This is a genomic window from Kribbella sp. NPDC006257, from assembly GCF_040613535.1.
Taxonomy (GTDB): Bacteria; Actinomycetota; Actinomycetes; order Propionibacteriales; family Kribbellaceae; genus Kribbella.
Genome location: NZ_JBEXSJ010000010.1, coordinates 24,411 through 44,210, shown reverse-complemented (window position 1 = coordinate 44,210; position 19,800 = coordinate 24,411). Strand labels below are relative to the sequence as shown.

The 19,800-nt window shown below is 66.0% G+C and carries 20 protein-coding genes; 6 read left to right on the top strand and 14 right to left on the bottom strand.

Features of this window, described 5'->3' with window-relative positions; translation table 11 throughout:
• Window positions 1-25: 25 nt before the first annotated feature.
• Window positions 26-619 (bottom strand): PadR family transcriptional regulator, encoded by a 594-nt coding sequence (locus tag ABZ004_RS14440; protein ID WP_355680300.1) that lies wholly within the window; start codon window positions 617-619, stop codon window positions 26-28.
• Window positions 620-748: 129 nt separating this feature from the next.
• On the opposite strand from ABZ004_RS14440, the gene ABZ004_RS14435 reads away from it, so the two are divergent.
• From ABZ004_RS14435 to ABZ004_RS14415, 5 genes are all read left to right on the top strand, one after another.
• On the top strand, window positions 749-871 hold the full coding sequence (locus ABZ004_RS14435) for a hypothetical protein (protein ID WP_355680299.1): 123 nt from the start codon (window positions 749-751) through the stop codon (window positions 869-871).
• Window positions 872-1,339: 468 nt separating this feature from the next.
• Window positions 1,340-2,302, top strand: a complete 963-nt coding sequence (locus tag ABZ004_RS14430; RefSeq protein ID WP_355680298.1) for a pyridoxal-phosphate dependent enzyme — start codon at window positions 1,340-1,342, stop codon at window positions 2,300-2,302.
• A gap of 23 nt (window positions 2,303-2,325) precedes the next feature.
• The gene (locus ABZ004_RS14425; RefSeq protein WP_355680297.1) at window positions 2,326-3,156 is read left to right on the top strand and encodes a class I SAM-dependent methyltransferase; all 831 of its coding nucleotides are present in this window, start codon (window positions 2,326-2,328) and stop codon (window positions 3,154-3,156) included.
• A gap of 4 nt (window positions 3,157-3,160) precedes the next feature.
• Window positions 3,161-3,685 (top strand): GNAT family protein, encoded by a 525-nt coding sequence (locus ABZ004_RS14420; protein ID WP_355680296.1) that lies wholly within the window; start codon window positions 3,161-3,163, stop codon window positions 3,683-3,685.
• Between the two features lie 147 nt (window positions 3,686-3,832).
• Window positions 3,833-4,699 carry a L,D-transpeptidase gene (locus ABZ004_RS14415; protein ID WP_355680295.1) on the top strand — a complete coding sequence of 289 codons (867 nt, stop codon included), beginning with the start codon at window positions 3,833-3,835 and terminating at the stop codon, window positions 4,697-4,699.
• 54 nt (window positions 4,700-4,753) lie between these two features.
• Here the strand turns inward: ABZ004_RS14415 and ABZ004_RS14410 are convergent, their stop codons facing one another.
• The 9 genes from ABZ004_RS14410 to ABZ004_RS14370 all read right to left on the bottom strand — a co-directional run bounded on the left by ABZ004_RS14410 (window position 4,754) and on the right by ABZ004_RS14370 (window position 15,130).
• Window positions 4,754-6,025, bottom strand: a complete 1,272-nt coding sequence (locus tag ABZ004_RS14410) for a hypothetical protein (RefSeq protein ID WP_355680294.1) — start codon at window positions 6,023-6,025, stop codon at window positions 4,754-4,756.
• Between the two features lie 35 nt (window positions 6,026-6,060).
• Window positions 6,061-7,476 carry an amidase gene (locus ABZ004_RS14405; protein WP_355680293.1) on the bottom strand — a complete coding sequence of 472 codons (1,416 nt, stop codon included), beginning with the start codon at window positions 7,474-7,476 and terminating at the stop codon, window positions 6,061-6,063.
• Window positions 7,477-7,533: 57 nt separating this feature from the next.
• Window positions 7,534-8,313 carry an SDR family oxidoreductase gene (locus tag ABZ004_RS14400; RefSeq protein ID WP_355680292.1) on the bottom strand — a complete coding sequence of 260 codons (780 nt, stop codon included), beginning with the start codon at window positions 8,311-8,313 and terminating at the stop codon, window positions 7,534-7,536.
• The gene (locus ABZ004_RS14395) at window positions 8,310-9,767 is read right to left on the bottom strand and encodes an aldehyde dehydrogenase family protein (RefSeq protein ID WP_355680291.1); all 1,458 of its coding nucleotides are present in this window, start codon (window positions 9,765-9,767) and stop codon (window positions 8,310-8,312) included. Before ABZ004_RS14395 ends, ABZ004_RS14400 begins: the two co-directional genes overlap by 4 nt.
• 22 nt (window positions 9,768-9,789) lie before the next feature.
• Complete coding sequence (locus ABZ004_RS14390; RefSeq protein ID WP_355680290.1) at window positions 9,790-10,623, bottom strand: ATP-binding cassette domain-containing protein; 834 nt, start codon at window positions 10,621-10,623, stop codon at window positions 9,790-9,792.
• Window positions 10,616-11,713 (bottom strand): ABC transporter ATP-binding protein, encoded by a 1,098-nt coding sequence (locus tag ABZ004_RS14385; RefSeq protein ID WP_355680289.1) that lies wholly within the window; start codon window positions 11,711-11,713, stop codon window positions 10,616-10,618. The genes ABZ004_RS14390 and ABZ004_RS14385 overlap by 8 nt, the downstream gene beginning before the upstream one ends.
• Complete coding sequence (locus ABZ004_RS14380; protein ID WP_355680479.1) at window positions 11,710-12,468, bottom strand: ABC transporter permease; 759 nt, start codon at window positions 12,466-12,468, stop codon at window positions 11,710-11,712. The genes ABZ004_RS14385 and ABZ004_RS14380 overlap by 4 nt, the downstream gene beginning before the upstream one ends.
• 185 nt (window positions 12,469-12,653) lie before the next feature.
• A complete protein-coding gene (locus ABZ004_RS14375; RefSeq protein ID WP_355680288.1) occupies window positions 12,654-13,604 on the bottom strand; it encodes an ABC transporter permease in 951 nt (316 codons plus the stop codon).
• Between the two features lie 14 nt (window positions 13,605-13,618).
• A complete protein-coding gene (locus tag ABZ004_RS14370; protein WP_355680287.1) occupies window positions 13,619-15,130 on the bottom strand; it encodes an ABC transporter substrate-binding protein in 1,512 nt (503 codons plus the stop codon).
• A gap of 218 nt (window positions 15,131-15,348) precedes the next feature.
• On the opposite strand from ABZ004_RS14370, the gene ABZ004_RS14365 reads away from it, so the two are divergent.
• Window positions 15,349-16,107 (top strand): FadR/GntR family transcriptional regulator, encoded by a 759-nt coding sequence (locus tag ABZ004_RS14365; protein ID WP_355680286.1) that lies wholly within the window; start codon window positions 15,349-15,351, stop codon window positions 16,105-16,107.
• A gap of 240 nt (window positions 16,108-16,347) precedes the next feature.
• Here the strand turns inward: ABZ004_RS14365 and ABZ004_RS14360 are convergent, their stop codons facing one another.
• The 4 genes from ABZ004_RS14360 to ABZ004_RS14345 all read right to left on the bottom strand — a co-directional run bounded on the left by ABZ004_RS14360 (window position 16,348) and on the right by ABZ004_RS14345 (window position 19,759).
• The gene (locus ABZ004_RS14360) at window positions 16,348-17,001 is read right to left on the bottom strand and encodes a hypothetical protein (RefSeq protein WP_355680285.1); all 654 of its coding nucleotides are present in this window, start codon (window positions 16,999-17,001) and stop codon (window positions 16,348-16,350) included.
• Window positions 17,002-17,214: 213 nt separating this feature from the next.
• Window positions 17,215-17,709, bottom strand: a complete 495-nt coding sequence (locus ABZ004_RS14355; RefSeq protein WP_355680284.1) for a hypothetical protein — start codon at window positions 17,707-17,709, stop codon at window positions 17,215-17,217.
• A 101-nt stretch (window positions 17,710-17,810) separates the two neighbouring features.
• On the bottom strand, window positions 17,811-19,460 hold the full coding sequence (locus ABZ004_RS14350) for an amidase (protein WP_355680283.1): 1,650 nt from the start codon (window positions 19,458-19,460) through the stop codon (window positions 17,811-17,813).
• A complete protein-coding gene (locus ABZ004_RS14345; RefSeq protein ID WP_355680282.1) occupies window positions 19,457-19,759 on the bottom strand; it encodes a hypothetical protein in 303 nt (100 codons plus the stop codon). The genes ABZ004_RS14350 and ABZ004_RS14345 overlap by 4 nt, the downstream gene beginning before the upstream one ends.
• Between the last annotated feature and the right edge of the window lie 41 nt (window positions 19,760-19,800).

The window sequence follows — 19,800 nt, the reverse complement described above, 5'->3', positions numbered from 1 at the left end:
AGGAGGAAGGTCTAGTCAAGGTTGATTAGAAGCGCATATTGAGGGGATCGGGGACCGTTCGCCACGAACCCGGATCATCGGCCATGGTGTAGGCGCCCTCAGACAGTCGTTTGCTCAAGCTCTTCGCCCACTCCAGTTCGGTGCGTGCGTGTCCCGCCCACAGTTCGGCCTGATCGCGGACGTGTTCGGGAATGTCGGGGTTCGGGTTCTCCCGCCACTTGGCCTGCTCTAGGAGCTCCGCTTCCAGGCGCGCGACCCGCTCGTCGACGTGCGCGATGGCATCTGTCCTGGTCAGCATGGGCAACATGGCGATGGACGCGTCGAGCATGGTGGGGTCATGGGTGCGCCGCAGACCGTCGCGGACCAGTTCGACTATCTCGTCACGTCCCCGAGCTGTCACGCGGTACAGAACGCGCTCCGGCCCGGAGTTGCCCGGCTCGGCGTGTTCGGTGAGGAGGCCATCAGCCGCCGCCTTCTTCAGCGCGTGATAAATCGAGCCGGGCTTGATCTTGGCCCAAATCTCCGCACGCCAGCTCTGCAGTTCGGACCGCACCTGGTATCCATGCGCGCCGCCGGAGAGGTGCACGATACCGAGCACCAGGAGCTTCGTCGCCGACATGCGCCCCCTCCGCTCAATCTGCTCGGACTCGCTCCGCTTGCGCGCCCGCCAGGGTGGTGTCAACTCCCACCAATACTAGGGTGACCTCCTGGTCCGGGTGGTGTCAGCACTGACCTACAAACGGTGCTGGTGGAGACCTCCAAAGCCAGCCGTCGCAAACACGGCGACCACCTGCGTGGTTTCGAGGTCGATCCCGGACACCTGCACCCCGAGGCCTCCCAGCACTCCGGTGATCGTGCTCGTGCACTGTGAGCACGTATGTCCGGCACCTGCTGGGTTGACGCCATTGGCGGTCAGTCAGGAAAAATCTCCGCTGGCAAAAGCATGCTCGGAGCGAACCCACCCGGCACCCGCTCCCGGCACACACGCCGGAGCGAACCACCCTGCACACGCTCCCGGCACACATGCCCGGAGCGAACCCACCCTGCACACGCCCGGAGCGAACCGTGCAGACACACGCCCCGAGCGAACCCACCCTGCACACGCCCGGAGCGAACCGTGCCGGCACACGCCCGGAGCGAATCTTGCCGGCTCGGTGGTTGACCTTGGTGATGGGTGGGAGTGGAGGCGCGACGATCGGCGAGGGGGCAAGGCGGACGAGCTGGGCTATGGATGAACAGGCGGGTTACCTCCTGCTGTGGGGCTTAGCTTCCTGCTATGGCAGGGGGTTAAGCACGCGACGGGGAGTGAACCCCTCAACCGCGGGACTAGGGTGGGGTTGTGGAGGGGACGCGGCTTGATACGGGGCGGGTTCGGGCTGCTCGGGGAGTGATTGATCGGGGGTTTCTTGATACTCCGTTGTTTCGGTGTGAGGCGCTGGAGGCCGAGCTTGGGTGTGGGGTGAGTATCAAGCTCGAGACGGCTAATCCGGTGCGGAGTTTCAAGGGGCGCGGGACCGAGGTGGTTGCTCGCGGGCTTGTTGAGAGTGGTTCGCGGGCGGTGGTGTGTGCCAGTGCGGGAAATTTGGGGCAGGCGCTTGCGTGGTCGGGGCGTGGTCGCGGGCTTGAGGTGACTGTGGTGGCGTCGCGGTTTGCGACGGTGGCGAAGCTCGAGCGGATTCGGGCGTTGGGTGCCCGGCTGGAGTTGGTGGACGGGGATCACGAGTTGGCTCGCGATCGGGCCGCTGCGATCGCGCAGTACGAGGGGATCCGGCTGGTTGAAGACAGCCTGGACCTCGAGACTTGTGAGGGTGCGGGCACCATCGGGCTGGAACTGGTGGAGAGTGGGGCGTCGTTCGACACGGTTCTGGTCGCGCTCGGGGGTGGGGCGTTGGCTACTGGGGTTGGGCATGTGATGAAGGAGTTGGCGCCTGGGGTCGAGGTGGTTTGCGTTCAGCCGTCGGGCGCACCGGCGATGACGCTCTCGTGGCATGAGCGGCGAGTTGTGACGACTGAATCGACCGACACCATCGCGGACGGCGTGGCCGGTCGGCGCCCCATTCCGGAGGTGCTGGAGGATCTGCTGCAGGTCGCCGATGACGCAGTACTGGTGTCGGAGGCATCGATCATTGCCGGCATGCGGATGCTGTTCGAGCATGCTGGGCTTGTCGTCGAACCATCGGCTGCGCTCGGCATCGCGGCGATTCTCGAAGACCGGGAGCGATTCGCCGGACGAGATGTGGTCACCATCGTGTGCGGCAGCAATGTGGACGCCGACGCTTATCAGCGCTGGGTCGGCCGGTGAGCGCGGCGCCGGGCGATTGGTGAATGGGCGGGTTTCGCTTTGGGCAGATTGGCTGGGGATCTCTTCGGGACTCGGGTTCGTTGGCAGGATCAAGTAGGCGAATCGGATGGGGAGGTTGGGCTGTGGGTGAAGCCAGGTATGACGGGGTGGCGGTCGAGTATGACGTGTGGGTGGGTGAGGGGGCGGTGCTTGCCGATGGCACGTTTGCGGAACTGGTGGGTGAGGTTGCGGGACAGCGAGTGTGTTCGGTGGCTTGTGGGCAGGGGCGGGAGGCGAGGTATTTGGCTTCTCGGGGTGCCCGCGTGACGGGGGTTGATCTTTCGGCGGAGTTGATTGCGCGGGCGCGGCAGCATGAAGAAGCCGAGCCACGGAACATCACCTATCTGCAAGGGGATGCGCAGACGCTTGACGGGCTCAGCGACGACGAGTTCGACGGCGCTGTTTGTCATATGGCGTTGATGGATATCCCGGATCTTGAGCAGACCCTGCGATCAGTTGCGCGCGTACTACGGCCGCGAGGCTGGTTCGTCTTCTCGATCACGCACCCGGCCTTCAAGACCCCGGCGACGGGTGATCTGGTCGACCACGTGGACAAGAGCGCGCGGCGTACGGTCGGGAAGTACTTCGAAGAGGGGTACTGGGATGGTCCCGGGTTGCACAGCGACACGTTGCCGGTCGGGGCGTATCACCGCACGCTGAGCACGTACGTCAACACGCTCATCGAAGCCGGTTTCGCGATCGAGCAACTCCGTGAGCCGCAGCAGTTCGATCGGCAGCCGGTCTGGCAAGAGGTGCCGCAGTTGCTCTACGCACGCACGAGGCGGATCGACTGGCCCCTCCCGGAGGGAAGCTGAGCCGGTGGATGGGTTGAGGCTGCGGCCGGTGCAGGAGAAGGATCTCGAGTACTTCGTGACGTTCGCAGTCGACCGGGACGAGGTCGGGAACACCTGGCAAGGATTCCGGGATCCGCAGGCGCCGGCGAAGCGGTTCGCCGAGGATGGCTATCTCGGACAAGAGACGAGTCGCCTCATCGTGGAGGTCAACGGGGAGACGGCTGGGTTCGTCAGTTGGTTCGTGGGGTCGTACGACGAGAAGACGAAGTACTGGGAGATCGGGGCCGCCTTGCGCCCGCAGTACAGGGGGCGTGGGATCGGGTGGCGGGCGCAGGCGATGCTCACGGATTATCTGTTCGAGCACACGCCGGTGCAGCGGATCCAGGCGGCTACGCAACCTGAGAACATTGCCGAGCAGAAGTCGTTGCTGAAGGCAGGGTTCCAGTTCGAAGGGGTGATCCGGGCCTGCGAGTTCCGCGCCGGCGAATACCGCGACCTGTACCTGTACAGCCGTCTTCGCAGCGATCCGTCGGTTCCCGTCGACCACTGATCACAACGGTTCGGTGACAGGTAGCGAATTCCCAGCTACCAAGCCCCCTGCCGCGTATTAGCCTCGGCGGTCGCACCGTACGGCGGGTCTTCGGCCCGGCACGCTGCGATTCTGCGACTCTGGGAATGCCGAAGGAGAGGGGAATCCGTGTCTCGTCGACGTGGTCTCGTTGCTGGAGCCGTCTTACTGGCCGTTGCCCTGACGGGCTGCACGGATGTCGCTGCCGATCCCGGTACGCCGTCCGCCAGTACGCCGATGCCCAGTACGACGCCTACCTCGACGCCAACCACGACCCCGAGCAGCACGACCCCGAGCTCCACGCCGCCGACCGGCACGCCGACGACGACACCGAGTTCGACGGCAACACCGCCGAGCGCGAAGCCGACCACGACCCCGACGACCAAGCCGACCGCAGGCAAGCCGCCGAAGCCCCCGGCCAAGCCGGCATCCCAGGCGCTGCTCGTGGAACGCAAGCTCGACTCCTGGGGCTACCCGGTCGGTGATGTCGACGGCGAGATCACCAAGCGCGCCCGCCAGGCCCTCTGCGCCTACCGCGAGACCGCGGGACTCCCGATCAGCCGCGGCCCACTGACCGCCGCTGACATCAAGTCGGTGCTATCGGCAACGGCCAAACCGGTACCGACCAAGGAGACCGGCATCTACGTCAACAAGACGTGCCAAGTGCTCTACCAGGTGGTCAAGAACACCTACCGCCGGATCGTCTGGGTCTCCACGGGCGGACCCGGGTACGAGACGCCGAACCGCACCGGCAAGGTCTGGCGCAAGATCGCCGGTGCACACGAGAGCAGCCTGTACGAGGACGCCTTCATGTACGACTCGCTCTACTTCCTCAAGGACCGCCCAGGCATCGCCCTGCACGGCTCCCGCGTCAACTCACTCATCAAGACCTACCCAGCCAGCCACCGCTGCGTCCGAGTGATGCGTCCCCAGATCCACCAGATCTTCGCCGAAACCCCCATCGGCACCAAGGTCCAGATCTACGGCGAGTACTAGCCCGTACTACGACCAGCCGCGCGCCCTAGTTGGTTCGAGAGCCAGCCGCGCGCGCTAGTTGGTTCGGGGGCCGGCTGCTTCTGCTCGGAGGCCTACCACGGCCGCTGCTCTTCCGGCAGCAGTCAGCTCATCCTCCACAGCAGTCCCAGCGTCCCGGAGCCAGCCGAAGATTCGCCAGTAGGCGTGCCAGTCTCGGGCAGCCCAGAAGAGCTCGTCTGCATCGGCTCTACGGCCGTCCGTGGATCGCCAGGTCTCGTCGATGGCCGGTTGAACTGCGGCCGCTAGCTCCTGGCGGTTCACTGGCTTCTCGGCGACCAGCAGTACGCCGGCGGTCAACCGGGCTAGATCTGCGTCCCAGCCCTTGCCTGCCAGGGTCTGCACGGCCAGGAGTCTGAACAGCGCTTCGTCATCCGCCAGACAGCGACGACCCAGCGCGGAGACCGACAGAAGTTGGCCGCGCTTGGTCAAGAGCTTGAACTTGCGCAGCAAATCGTGCAGCCAGCGCAGATCAGGGATGTCCGCTTCGGACCGCACACTGAACTCTGGCAGATCGTGCCAGTGGAATCGCTCATTGAGCTCAAGCACCAAGGTCTTGGGCAGATAGCCGGCCTTGGTCAGCGTGACGCCTTTGCCGACCGCCTCTAGCAAGGCACGGACCGGCTCGGGTGACTCTGCCTTGGACAGTGGCGGCTTGACGAGCAGCGACAGCACGGCCTTGTTCAACCGCTCCCGCTGAGGCCGACCATCGCGTCCCCAGCGCTCGAGTCGTTCAACCTCTACGACATCGATCGGCCGCCGGGCATCGGATCCAGGAGACGACACGAACTCCAGCGCAATTCGCTCAGCCGCCTTCTTCCAGCCCCGCGCACCAGGCTTCAACTCCCCCGCCACGATGGCCCGTTCGAGTCGCGAGGACAACCGATCCCGTACGGCGGCCTCGGCCGGCCCCATCACCGGTCCCCACTGGATCAGCTCCGTGTCGGGCGGCTCGATCCCGCTCGCCGCCGAGGCTTCGCGGAATGCGGCCAATCCGTCGGACCGCGAGACGGCGTACGCGCCGATGATCAGGTGGCTCTGGAGTGATCGGCACAGCTCGGCGTACCGATCCAGGCCGGCGTTACGGAACGCGTCGCCGAGCGACCAAGCGACCTCGTGCTGGTCGCCCGTGTCGAGCATGAACTTCACCGGCAGCGTGTACCAGAGGAAGGTCTGGACATCCGACTGAGTCACGATGTCCAAGCCCTGATCGCCGACCATCGCGGCGATCGCGGCCCGGGCGTTGTCGCGGGAATGCTCATCCATCCCCTCGGACCACGGCTCTGTCATGCACGCAGTCTGCCGCACCAGCCCATCACGACCGATCAGGGCGTTGGCCAAGGTCTGGTCGGGAGAAGTTCGGTGAGGGTGGCGGCCAGAGCTAGCGCCGCCTCGTCGTTGAAGCGCGGGGCTGCTACTTGGAGGCCGATGGGGAGACCGGTTGACGAGTAGCCGCAGTTGACCGAGACGGCGGGGTGGGTCGACATGTTGTACGGCAGGGTGAAGGCGATGTGTTCGAAGGGCTTGTTGGGGTCTCGGCTTGGGTAGGCAAGGTCCGCGGGGAACGCGATGATCGGGGCTACCGGCGAGATGATGAAGTCGTAGTCGGCGAACGCGGCGTCGACTGCCGTGGCGATGACCTGGATCTGCGAGTAGCCATGGAGTACTTCGAACGGGCTGTAGTCGGCAGCGTTCGAGACCCACTCGCGGATCTCGGGAAGCACCTTGTTGCGGCGGTCTTCGGGGAGCGCTCTCAGGTCGTTCGCCGTACGGACGCGCCAGAAGTGGTCGAGGCCGTCGAGCATCTCGCGGGTGAGGATCGGCGGGATCGGGACGATGGTGGCGCCGCCCTTTTCGAGCAGGGCGGCTGCGTTCGAGACGGCGGCGCTGACCTCGGGGTCGACAGGGAGGCCAGGGCCGCCGTCGAGGAGCAGGGCGATCTTGAGGTTCTTGAGTGCGAGTGGAGCGCTCTCTGTGTTTCCCCAGAGTGCGAGTGGAGCGCTCTCTCTGTTTCCCCACACGTCGGGGAGCGAGGTCTGGTCGCGGCGGTCGGGGCCGGTCATGACGGCCAGCGCCAAGGCGGCGTCGGCCGGCGTACGGGTCAAGGGGCCGACGACCCTGCCAGGATAGGGAATTCCAACAGCAATGCGTCCGTGCGTGGGTTTGAGGCCGATGACGCCGCACCAGCCTGCGGGCAGGCGGATCGAGCCGCCGATGTCGGTACCGACGTGGATCGGTCCGTAGCCGGCGGCGGCTGCTGCGGCCGCGCCTGCGCTGGAGCCGCCTGGAGTCAGTGCGAGGTTCCAGGGGTTGCGCGATAGCGGGTGGAAGGTGGAGACGCCGGAGGAGAGCATTCCGTACTCCGGCATGGTGGTCTTGCTGAAGATGACAGCACCGGCCTTGCGGAGACGGGCTGCCGCAGGGTGGTCCTCCGAGGCCGGGATGAGCTCGGTGGCGGCAGTGCCTTGCGGAACCGGAGTGCCCCGCGTGGCGATGTTCTCCTTGATCGTGACCGGTACGCCGTCCAGCGGGCCTGCTTCGTTGTGGCGCCATCTGTACTCCGACTCGCGGGCGGCTGACCGTGCTGCCTCGGGATCCAGAGCGTAGGTGGCGAGGAGCTTCGGTTCTAGCGCGTCGACTCGGGTCAGGACGGCTTCGATCACCTCGACCGGAGACAGAATGCCTTGCTGGTAACGCGCGATGAGGTCGACGGCGGTCAGATCAGCCAGGTTGTCGGTCATCAGGCTCCAGACGGGGTCGTTGTCGGGTCTCGGTCGCGGCGTCGGGCGTTGGTCGTGTTAGTTGGGTGGGTTGAAGCGGCCGTCGATGGCGGTCCAGCCGCCGTCGACGTGGAGGACGCTGCCGGTGACGAAGGAGGAGGCGTCCGAGGCCAGGTAGACGACGGCGCCGGCTACTTCGTCGGGGGTGGCCCAGCGTCGGAGAGCGCTCTTTTCGGCGTACGCGTCGTACCAGGCTTTGTCGGCTTTGATCTGCGCGGTGAGTGGGGTTTCTACGACACCGGGGGCGATGGCATTGAGTCGTACGCCGGATGGGCCGAGCTCGGCGGCCGCAGTACGGAGGAGTTGGACCAGGCCGGCTTTTGTTGCTGCGTAGACGGATTGACCTGGTTCGACGGTGGTTGCGCGAATGGAACTGAAGCCGATGATGCTGCCTTTGCCGCGGGATGCCATTCGGCCGCCGAAGGCTTTGATGAGGTCGAACGAAGCGCGGAGATTGAGGCTGACTACCCGATCGAATTCCTCGCCGGTGTAGTCGAGGATGCGCTTTCTGACATTGGTGGCGGCGGTGAAAACGAGCACGTCGGCGTCTTGTTCTGCCGCGGCGGCAATGGCTTGCGGGTCCAGAACGTCCAGCTCGTACGCCGTGATGTCGCGCGCACCAGCCTGGTTGCCTTGGGCCACTGTTTCCTCGGCGGCTCCGAGGTCTCGGTCTGCGCAAGTTACCCGGGCACCGTGGGCTGCGAGGGCTAGAGCGCTCTCTCGACCGATGCCGCTGCCGGCGCCGATGACGACGACGTGTTTGCCGTCGAGGCGGAACAGGTTGGTGTAGTCGGTCATTCGCCACCTCGCTTGGTGGTCGGGCGGATGATCGCCATCCGGGTCGTGGTCAGCTCGTCGATGGCGAAGCGGGGGCCCTCTCGACCGACGCCGGAGTCCTTTACCCCGCCGTACGGCATCACGTCCGAACGGAAGCCGGGGACTTCGTTCACCACCACTCCCCCGACGTCGAGTTGGTCGATCGCCGCGAAGGCCGTCTCCAGGGAGGAGGTGAAGACGCTTGCGTGCAATCCGTAGCGCGACTCGTTGACCGTGCGGAAGGCGGTCTGGATGTCTGGCACCGAACGGATCGCGATTACCGGCCCGAAAATCTCCTCATCCCACGCCAATTGCCCATACGGCACATCCAGCAGAACCGTCGGTCCCAAGGGTTCCGTCGAGCTGCTGGGTGGATGGGCGAGGGTGGCGCCGGCGGTCAGTGCCTCGTCGATCCAGGTGCGGACGCGGGTGGTGGAGCGGGGGTCTATCAGGGCGGAGATGTGGGTCTCGGAGTTGCGGGGGTCGCCTACTACCAGTGATTGGAGGCGGGATTGGAGTTTTTGGAGGAGGGGGGCTCGGGTGGGGTCTACTGCGATGACACGTTGCACGGAGATGCAGGCTTGGCCGGAGGCGTAGTAGCCGCCTTTGATGATGGCGTCGGCGGCGGCGTCCAGGTCGGCGTCCTCGGCAACGACCAAGGCTGAGTTGGAGCCTAGTTCTAGCAGGACCTTGGTGGGCGCTGCTGCTTTGGCTATTTGGTGGCCTACGGAGGCTGAGCCCGTGAAGGAGACTGCGCCGACTCGGGGGTCGGTGGTGAGGGTGGAGCCTACGTCCGCGCCGCCGGTGATTAGTTGGACGGCTTCGGCGGGGGCGCCCGCTGTGGTGAGAGATTCGCGGAGAAGGTGGACCAGCCAGAGTGTGGCCAAAGGGGTTTGCGGAGCTGGTTTGACGATGATTGGGCAGCCTGCCGCTAGGGCGGGGGCGATTTTGTGGGCGGCTAGCAAGAGCGGGTAGTTGAAGCCGGTGATGCCGATGACTACGCCGATCGGCTTGCGTACCCAGAAGCCGATGAGGCCGTCGCCACTGGGGAGGAGATCTAGCGGGACTGTTTCGCCGTGGAGGCGGGCTACTTCTTCGGCTGCTATTTGCAGGGTGAGGAGCGTGCGGTCGAGCTCTACGCGGCAGTCGACGATTGGCTTGCCGGTTTCGAGGACCAGGAGGTCGATGAACTCGGAGCGTCGCTCGGAGACGGCAGAGAGCGCTCCCTGGAGAGCTGCTCGGCGTACATGCGAAGGGAGACGGCCGACCTGGTCGCGGATTGCGACGGCGTGGTCGAGAGCTTGGCGGGCCAGGTCGGGGGTACCGACGGGGGCTTCGGCGACGGGCGTTCCGTCGTACGGGAAGATGACCGGCTCGGTGGTGGGGGTTTCGATCCAGCTCGGGCCGATCGGGAGACCTGCGGGGTGGTTGCTCATCCGAACAGTCCTTGAGAGGTAGTCATGTCGGCTCCTCCTTCAAGAGGTCGGTGGTGGTCGCGCCGGCCAGGGCTCGCTGGAGGGTGGGGATGGCTGAGACGAGGCGGCGGGTGTACGGATGGGTGGGGTTTGCGTAGACCTCGGCGGTCGGGCCGGTTTCGACGATCTGGCCTGCGTGCATGACGGCGACGCGGTCGCAGACGTGTTTGACGACCGAGAGGTCGTGCGAGACGAAGATCAGGGTGAGGTTGAGTTCGTCGACGAGGTCGGAGATGAGATTGAGGACCTGGGCGCGGACGGAGACGTCGAGAGCGCTCACTGGTTCGTCGGCGACGAGGATTCGGGGGCGCGGGGCGAGGGCTCGGGCGATGGAGATGCGTTGGCGCTGACCGCCGGAGAACTGGTGCGGGTAGCGGTCGCCTGCGTCGGTGGCCAGGCCGACTGCTTCGAGTAGTTCGCGAACGCGCTCTCCGGAGGCTGGATGGCCTTGTACTACGAGTGGTTCGGCGATGATGTCGCGGACTCGCATGCGTGGGTCGAGGGAACTCATCGGGTCTTGGAAGACGAGCTGAAGGTTCTCGCGGAGGAAGCGGAGACGGCGCTCGGGAAGCGTCGTGATGTCGGTGCCTTCGACAACTACCTTGCCTCTCGTAGCGCGGTCGAGAGCAGCGATGATCCTCAGCAGGGTGGACTTTCCGCAGCCCGATTCCCCGACAATGCCGAAGCGTTCGCCTGCTTTCACTTCCAGGCTGACTCCGCGGAGAGCGTGCACCGGTGGCGCCGGACGAAGCAACGACGTACGAGGGCGTGGGTAGTCCCGCACCAAGTCGGTCACCTGAACCACAGGTTCACTCATCAGAAAGCCTCTCTTCTGTTGAGGTGGGGGCTGGGTGGTGGCAGGCGTGACCTTGGGTGGGGGTGCCGGTCCAGGGTGGGGTGGTGGTGCAGAGGTCGGTGGCGTGGGAGCAGCGAGTTCGGAAGACGCAGCCGGTGGGGAAGGCGCCGGCTGGGGGGACGTTGCCGGGGATGGTGGGGAGGCGGTCGGCTGCTGTGTCGAGGTCGGAGGCGGCCAGCAGGCCTTGGGTGTAGCGGTGGCGGGGGGTCGTGAAGACTTCGTGGACTGGGCCGGATTCGACTACTCGGCCGCCGTACATGACTAGCACTCGCTGGCAGATGGTGGCGACGACGGCCAGGTCGTGGGTGATGAAGAGGAGGGCTGATTCGCGGGCGGCTACGCCTTGGAGGATCAGGTCGAGGATCATCGCTTGGACGGTGACGTCGAGAGCGGTGGTTGGTTCGTCGCAGATCAGTAGGGCGGGGTCGTTGGCCAGGGCGATGGCGACGACGACTCGTTGGCGTTGGCCGCCGGAGAGTTGGTGAGGGTACGCGCGTGCTACGGCTGGGAGTTGAACTCTTTCGAGGAAGTCGTTGGCTGCTGCGCGGGCTGCGCTGCGACCGCGGACCGTGTTGTGGATGAGCATGGCTTCGGCGATCTGGTCGCCGATGCGCATGGTCGGGTTGAGGGCGGTCATCGGTTCCTGGAAAACCATGGCGAGGTCGCGGCCGCGGATGCGGGAGAGTTGGCGTTCGTCGGCGCCGATCAGGTCATGGTCGATGCCGGAGAGGCGGACCGAGCCTTTCGCGTGGACGTCTTCCGGGAGCAGGCCGAGGACAGAGAGCGCTGTCAGGGACTTGCCGGAGCCGGACTCTCCGATCAGACCGACTCGCTCCCCTGGGCCAACGGTCAGGTCCACATCCTCGACCAAAACCTTGTCCCGCACCGACACCGTCAGCCCGCGAACGGACAGCACATCACTCCGCCCACCCGCCGGCACGTCCCTTCCCGCACCTGCCGGCAGCTCGCTTCCGGCAGCAGTCAGCACGTCGCTTCGCTCAGACGCCGGTACGCCGTGTCGCTCGGCCGCCTCGTGCTTGGAGTCGTTCATCGGCGGTCGTCCAGCTTGGGGTCGAAGCGGTCGCGGAGGCCGTCGCCGAGGAGGTTGAAACCGAGGACGGCGATCGCGATCGCCACGCCGGGGAAGACCGCGAGGCGGGGTGCGCTGAAGAGGAACTCCTGGCTTTCCTGGAGCATCCGGCCCCATGACGGCGTCGGTGGTGGCGTGCCATAGCCGAGGAAAGAGAGCGCTGCCTCGGCGAGAACGGCGATCGCGAAGGAGACCGAGGCTTGGACGGTGATCAGGCTGGTGACGTTCGGAAGTACGTGGCGCAGGGCGATCGCGAACGGTTTGCGGCCGGCTGCCCGCGCGGCCAGCACGTACTCCGTGCGCATCACCTGCAACGCCCCGCTGCGGATGATCCGCGCGAACGAAGGCACCGTGGCGATGCCGATGGCAACCATCGCCGTCAGCGTGCTCGCTCCGAACACAGCGCCGAACATGATTGCCAGGAGCAACGCCGGGAACGCCAGCAGGAGGTCGTTCGCGCGCATGATGAGTTCGCTCGACCAGCGACGGGTCATCGCGGCGAGGATTCCTAGCGGTACGCCGATCGCGGCGGCGACTCCGACTGCGACCAGCCCGACGAACAGCGTCGTACGGGAGCCGACCATGATCTGGCTCAGCAGATCGCGCCCGAACTTGTCGGTGCCGAACCAGTGCGACCAGGACGGCTTGGCCAATCGCACAGCGGGGTCGACGAGCGTCGCGTCGTACGGGGTCCAGACGAACGACACCAGCGCCATCAGCACGATGACGAGCACGATCAGGCCGCCGACCACCAGACTCGGATTGACCCGACGCCCCGCCGTACGCCGAAGCGGTGCGCCACCCGGAACCCCGCCGGCGCCATCCGGGATCCCGCCGACGCCGCTTGGTCCGCCAACACCACCTGGAATTCCACCGAGGCCGCCTGCTCCTTCGATGCCGCTCATCGTTGTCCCACCCTGAGCCGCGGATCCAGAGCGACGTACAGGAGATCGACCAGAAAGTTGACCACCAGCACGGCAACGACGAGGAGCATCACCACGTCCTGAACCAGCAGCAGATCGCGATTCGAAACCCCGTCCAGCAACAGACTGCCGAGACCCGGAATCACGAACACCCGCTCAACCACAACGGCACCGATCAGCAGCGTCGCGAGCTGCAGACCGAGAACCGTCACCACCGGAACAGCTGCGTTCCGCAGCCCGTGTCGCCAGAGCGCGGGAAACGGCCGGAGCCCCTTCGCGCGCGCCGTACGGAGATAGTCCTCTCGAAGTACGTCGAGAACCGCGCTCCGGACGTAGCGGGTGAGCACCGCACCTTGTACCAAGCCAAGAGATAAGGCCGGCAGAATCAACTGGCGAAGGAACATTCCCGGATCCGTTGCCGGCGGCGTCCAGCCGTTCGCGGGGAGCCAGCCGAGCTTCACCGCGAACAACATGATCAGCAGGATCCCGGCGAGAAACGCCGGTACTGCGACGCCGAGCTGCGAGAACGCCGAGAGCGCCAGCCCGGAGAGCTTCCGATGCCGCGCGGCCATCACCGTGCCGGCCGGAACCGCGACCACCAGGGCAACGATCATCCCCACTACCACCAACCACAACGTCACCTGCAACCGGTCGAACACTTGGGGGCCGATAGCAACTTTCGATACGTACGACGTACCGAAATCCGCATGCAACAGTCCGCCCAGCCAGTCGAAGTACTGCGTGGCCAGCGGCCGATCCAACCCGAACTGCTGCCGCAACTGCGCCACCGCCTCGTCCGACGCGTTCACCCCGAGCGCGACCCGGGCAGGATCACCCGGCAGCACGGCCATGAAGCCGAAGACCAGCACGGAACTGACCGCGAGGCTGACCAAGAGCACTGCGGTGCGCTCGACCAGGCGGAGGACCATCAGCTCAGCTCACTTCAGGAACGGTTGAGCTTGGACAGGTCGAAGGACTCGGAGATCGCGTTCACTGGCAGGCCGGAGATGTTCTTGTCGGCAACCATCAGGTTCGGCAGCAGGAACAGCCAGTCGCCGGCGGCCTGCTCGGAGATCCGCCGCGCGGCCTTCTTCATCTCGCTCACCTGCGTCGCCTCGTCGCCGGAGTCCGCCGCGGCGAGGTCCTGCTGCAGCGTCGGGTCGTCGTACCGGGTGTAGTACTTCGGGCTGAACACCGCGCCCAGGTCCCGCGGCTCGACATGCCCGATGATCGACATGTCGTAGTCCGCGTTCTTGAAGACCGTCGTCAGCCACGCGGCCGGGAACTCGAGCTGGTCGATCTGCACCTTGAGCCCGACCTGCTCCAGCTGGCTCTTCACGACCTGACCGCAAGAAGTCGCGTAGGGCAACGTTGGGAGCCGGAGTCGCAGCGTCGCGCCGGCGGCACCTGATGCCTGCAGCAGGCCCTTCGCCTTGTCCTTGTTATAAGGGGCGATCCCGGTCAGATCCTCGTACCACGGGTCGGTCGGCGGCACCATGCTGCCGATCAGCTTGCCGCGACCGGCAAAACACGTGTCCAGTAAGGCCTTGTGGTCGATCGCCATCCGGATCGCCTGCCGGGTCCGGATGTCCTTGAAGACCGGACGCGAGTTGTTGAACGACAACAGCACCTCGCCGTTCGTCGTACCCTCGATCACTTGGTACTTACTATTACTGGTGAACTGGCTCAGTGCTTCCGGAGCCTGCACCGTGCTGACCACGTTGATCGTGCCGGTGAGCAGCGCATTGTTCAGCGCGGTCGGGTCCTTGAAGTATTTTAGCGTGACCTGGTTGAAGAACGGCTTGGTTCCCCAGTAGGAATCATTGCGTTGCAGCACAATCGAGTCGCCGCGCTTCCATGAACCGAATTTGTACGGGCCCGTGCCGACCGGGTCGGTGGCGAGTTTGTCGATGCCGGTCTGGGAGAACATCGCCCCGATCCGGGTCGTCATCCGGAACAGCCAGTCGTTGCTCGGCTTGCTCAATGTCACCTGAAGCTGGGTCGGCGAAACAGCCTTGGCGTCCTGTACGACGTCCATCGCCGCCTTCAGCGAGGTCGTCCATGCGGACTTCACCCGGTTGATGCTGAACACCGCGTCGGCGGCAGTGAAGGTTGTTCCGTTGGTGAACTTCGCGTTGTTGACCAACTCGAACGTGTAAGTCTTGCGGTCCGGAGAGACTGTCCACGACTTGGCCAGGCCGGGCACGATCTTGCCCGACTCGTCCTGCTTGACCAGGCCCTCGTAGATGTTGGTGAGCAGCACCTGCGGGATCGCGGCGCCGTCGGTCGTGGTGAAGTCGAGACTGGCCGGCTCGGCGACGAGCCCGATCGCCAGCGACTCCTGCGCGCCCGGGCTGCTGCTCGAGGAGGTGCCCGAACCGGCCGAGCATGCGGCGATCAGCAGCAGCGCGGCTGAGCCGGCGAGCGCGACCGCCCGGGTGAGGTACGTGTTCACGCGAAAGCCTCCAGTGCGCCGTCTGATCCGTCCGCCCGATCATGCCCTGCCCACCCGGTCCACCGCCCGCCGCATCGCCGACCTGAGCACTCCCCAGCACTCGCGCGAGCGGGCGTTCGGCGTACGGCGTACTGGTCAGACCAGTGGACCAAGTTGTAATAGAGCACTAGGTTTGTCCTTACTCAGACGGCTGTCAAGCGATCGACCGAGGTGATGCCATGGCGAAGGCGCAGTTCGAGCCGGTGCAGCCGGTGCGCGCCTACGAGCGGATCGTCGAGCAGATCGAGGAGGCGCTCGCGCGTGGCGATCTCTCCCCCGGGCAGCGATTGCCGAGCGAGCGCGAACTCGTCACCCAGTTCGCGGTCAGCCGGTCGACGGTGCGCGAGGCACTGCGGGTGCTGGCGAGCAACGGGATAGTGCGGTCGCGACCGGGCGACCCGAACGGGCCCGAGATCCTGCCGTACTCGCTCGGAGCGCTAAGGAAGCAGATGACCCGGCTCGCGCGGGTCGACGAACTGAGCCTGCGGGAGCTGATCGGATTCCGGATGATCATGGACGGCGCGGCGATCCAGCTCGCCTCCCGGCTGCGGACCGACGAGCAACTGGCCGAGATGGAGCAGACGCTGGTCGCGATGCGCGAGGCGATCGACGTGGACTTCGAGGCATTCAGCGAGGCCGACGTGGCGTTTCACGAGGCGGTCGCCCGAGTCAGCCGCAACTCGCTGATCCAGGTCTGCAACGAGGTCGTCCGCGGCGTCGTACTGAGCTTGATCGCCGACAAGATCGCGCACGCCCCCAACAGCCGCGCCCTGATGCTCGAATCCCTCCAGCACCACACCGAGGTCGTCGAAGCAATCCGCACCGGCGACGGCCACGCCGCCGCCCGGCTAGCCCGCCAAAACCTCTACGACTACTACGCCACCTACGTCCCCACCCCCGACCACCCCCACCTCCAAGCCCTCATCGACGACGCCTAACCAACGCCCCACGCCGGCGCTAGGCTCGGTCACCTGACAGGCCGCTGGTGGCCTTTTCGCCAACTGACCGGCTTATTTGGGGTCAGCAAGCGAACATCGCATCAGCGACCCGAACCCGCCTGACCGTTCTCGATCGGCCAGTCGGCCACTGACCGGATATTCGCCCACTGCCACGATTATTTCGGGCCAGCGGGCGAACATTACGTCAGCCGGGCGGCCAGTGAGGGTCCGGGTCGGCGGCTAGTGGTGGTGGGAGCGGGCGATGGCGCGGTTGATGCGGGCGAGTAGTTCCATCGGGCGGCTCAGGTCGGCCCACGTCACCCGGACGACTTCGTAGCCGAGGTCGCGGAGCCGGTCTTCCCGAACCTTCTCAGCGATGAGCGCCTCGGCGCCGCTGCCTGCGTACTTCAGCGCGCCGTCGAACTCGATCACCACACCCCACTGTTCGAGCAGGAAGTCGACGCGGGCGACCAGGCGACCCGCAGCGTCACGGATCTCCACCTGAAGAGCAGGTTGCGGCAATCCAAGGTCCGCGAGCAGCACCCTGAGCCGCGATTCACCGACTGACTCCGCCCGACCGTCCCCGAAAGCAATTGCCCTCACGGCCGTTCTGACCCCGCTGCGTCCGCCGAACAGCTCCACTGCGGCTGCCAACTGATCGGCCGTGGCCAGGCGTCGACGCAGTGCCTCGTCGACGACCGAAATCGCGACGGCGTACGACGTACTTCGGATCGTCTCCACCACTGCCCGCGGCGCCGGCGTCACCTGCAGGCGACCAATTTCGACCGGGTCGAGAACAGCAGGACGGGCAGTGTGCAGGCAGACCTCCCGCCTAGATCGACCGTGACCGGAGACCCGGGTCAGATGAACCCGGCTGAGATCAAGGTCAGTCACCTGGATCCCATGCTGCAACACGGCCGCCGGCTGAACCAGCCGCCCCGCTTTGCCGCCTGAGCGGCCAGTTTCACATTCATACCTCAGAACATGCCGCGCCCGGCCGCCCGGAGTACGGGCTGTTCTCTGCCTGTGGATAGCCCGCCGAACACCGTTATTTCGTCCGCTGCCCCGCTATTAGCCCAGCAGCGGACGAACATCGCGGCAGTGGGGTCAGGTGTCGTGTTCGACGACTCGGACTCGGGGGACGTTGAGGGATTTGCGGGCCTGGGTGGGCCAGTCGGAGCAGAGGAAGCGGGCTGCTGTTTCTGGCCAGGCCACTACGACTACCTCCTGGCTGTTGGTCTTGGAGACCAACGAGTGGAGGGCCAGCAGGATCTCGCCGTGGGTCACGGAGACGTCGACCCTGCAGTCGTTCAGGCCGCGGAGTCTTCGCGAACTGTGTTCGATCACCGAGGCCAGGTCGAACTGCGGATCGGCGAGCGCCGTCGTCGTACGGGCTGACACCGTGCTGCCCGACAGGCCGGCCACGTCGGCGAAACTGGACCCCAGCAGGGCCATCGGACCGCCGATTCCCTCGGTCGGATGACTCGAGATCAGCAGGTGATAGTCGACGATCTCTTCGCGCCTTGCATGCAGGGCGGCCACGCGGCGTGCGTCGCCCTCACTCATCTCCCGCTCGATGAGCACCACCACGTCATACGTCATCGTGGCTCCCTTCGCGTCACTTCCGTTGTACTCCCGAACCCCAGCGAACGCAGTCACGACCCCGGCGAGGCGCCAGAAAAGTCATCGAACTCTCACACTCCTCACTGCATCAGTTCAGGTACGTCCTCCGCCCGGATCCGCCCGCGATCGCCACCGGCCGTCCTCATCGGTACTACGCCCTGCGGGTCCGCGGGCCGCCGATGATGCCAATCGGTCACCGCCTGGTACGCCGCGGCGACGGCCAGCAACCGGTCCTCGCCGAAGGGCTTCCCACCCAGGATCGTCCCGATCGGGATCCCGGTCGAGGTGAACCCGATCGGCAGCGCCAACTCCGGCAGGCCGATCGAGTCGAACGCGTTCGGACTGGTCTGAACCACCACATCGCACTGCTCGAACAGATCGTCCAGCACCCGCTGCAGCAACAACGCCTTCGCCCGCTGGCCGATCAGATATTCGCCCGCACCGAGCAGCGCACCCTGCAGCCAGCCGGTCACGGAGACTCCGAAACCGCGCAGATCGGAGCGCAACATCGGCAGAAACGGCTCGCTGCGCTCCGGCAGCCGGACGTTGTTGAACGCCGTATTCGTCAACACGTCCCATTCGTCCGGCAACGTCACGTCGACCACGCGAAGATCCTGTACTCCGGCCATGGCGTCCACCGCGGCTCGCCGGGCAGCAGCGACCTCGGTCGTCCCGCTGGTGAATCCCGGGATCACCCCGATCCGGGTCTTCCAGCGAACCTTCACCTTGCGACCTCGTCGTACGGGCGTCGCGGCGGTGACCAGGTCGGGGACCGGCGGCAGGCCTTGGGTGCGCGGGTCGTTCACGTCCGGACCGGCCATCGCGGTCAGCATGATGGCCGCGTCCATCGCGTCCCGGGCGAGCGGCCCGGGATGGTCGCGGGTGTAGCTGAGCGGGACGATGCCGTGCAGGGAGACCCGCCCCATGGTCGGTTTCAGGCCGGTCAGGTTCTGCGCGTTCGAGGGGGCGATGATCGATCCGCCGGTCTGCGTACCGACGCTCGATGTCGCCATTCTCGCCGCAACGGAGGTTGCCGAGCCGGATGAAGAACCGCCCGGGTCGACGCTCGGATCTGCGGGAGTCCAGGCGTTCACGGTCGTGATGCGGCCGTCCGGCGTGGTCGCGCGAGTGGTGGCCAGCGGGCCCATCTGGGTCTTGCCGAGGACGATGCCGCCGGCCGCGGTGAGCCGGCGTACGGCGGTCGCGTCGTACGGCGGCAGGAACTTCTCGAACAGGTAGGAGTTCGCCGTGGTCGGGATGCCACGGGTGTAGTAGTTGTCCTTGATAGCAAGGGGAATGCCGTGCAAGGCGCCACCCCGGGAACGGCCGAGCTCTTTCGCGCGGGCGAGCGCCTGGTCGGCGAGGACGAGATTGAAGGCCTGGTACGTCGCGTCGAAGGCGGCGATTCTGGCGAGGTAAGCTTCGAGGAGCTTTTCGGGCTGCCAGCGGCCGGTGCGGATCAGGGTCGCGGCCTCGGCGATGGTGAGTTCGGTGAGATCGGCGAGCGCCTCGGAGCGGACCGGCGTGGTGATGTCCTGGAGCGAGGCGGGCGCGGCCGGTCCGGCGTACGCGACTGCCGGTAGGGCGATCGTGCCGACTGTCACGGCCGCCGCCAACGCGCTTGCTCTCTGCAGGAACGCCCGTCGGTCGACTCGGGTGTCCATCGGTGCGTCGTCCTCCAGCGGGCGCAGCGAGGCGATCGGCGGGCGGGCTGCCGGGGTCGCCGTCATGACTGACGCTCGCTGTCGATCGAGGGGTAGAGGGCGGGCGGCGCCGCCTGCTGTGCCAGGGCCGCATGATCGGCCGGGTCACTGCCTTCCGGTACTGCGAATTGGTACCCGGCGAGCGGAAGTACCGTCGTACGGACGAAGCTGCGCAGGCTCGCCAGCGCGGTGTCGCGACCAGGGCTGCCGGTCTCCGGATCCGGTTGGCTGCCGGCCGGGAGCTGGTCGAGATCGATGCCGATCGAGGCGAGCCGGGCGCGAATCATCCCGTCCAGCTCGGCGTCGGTGGGTTGGGTCAACGTCACCGGAGTACTCCTCTAGGTCTGCGACGGAAACTGCAGACCTT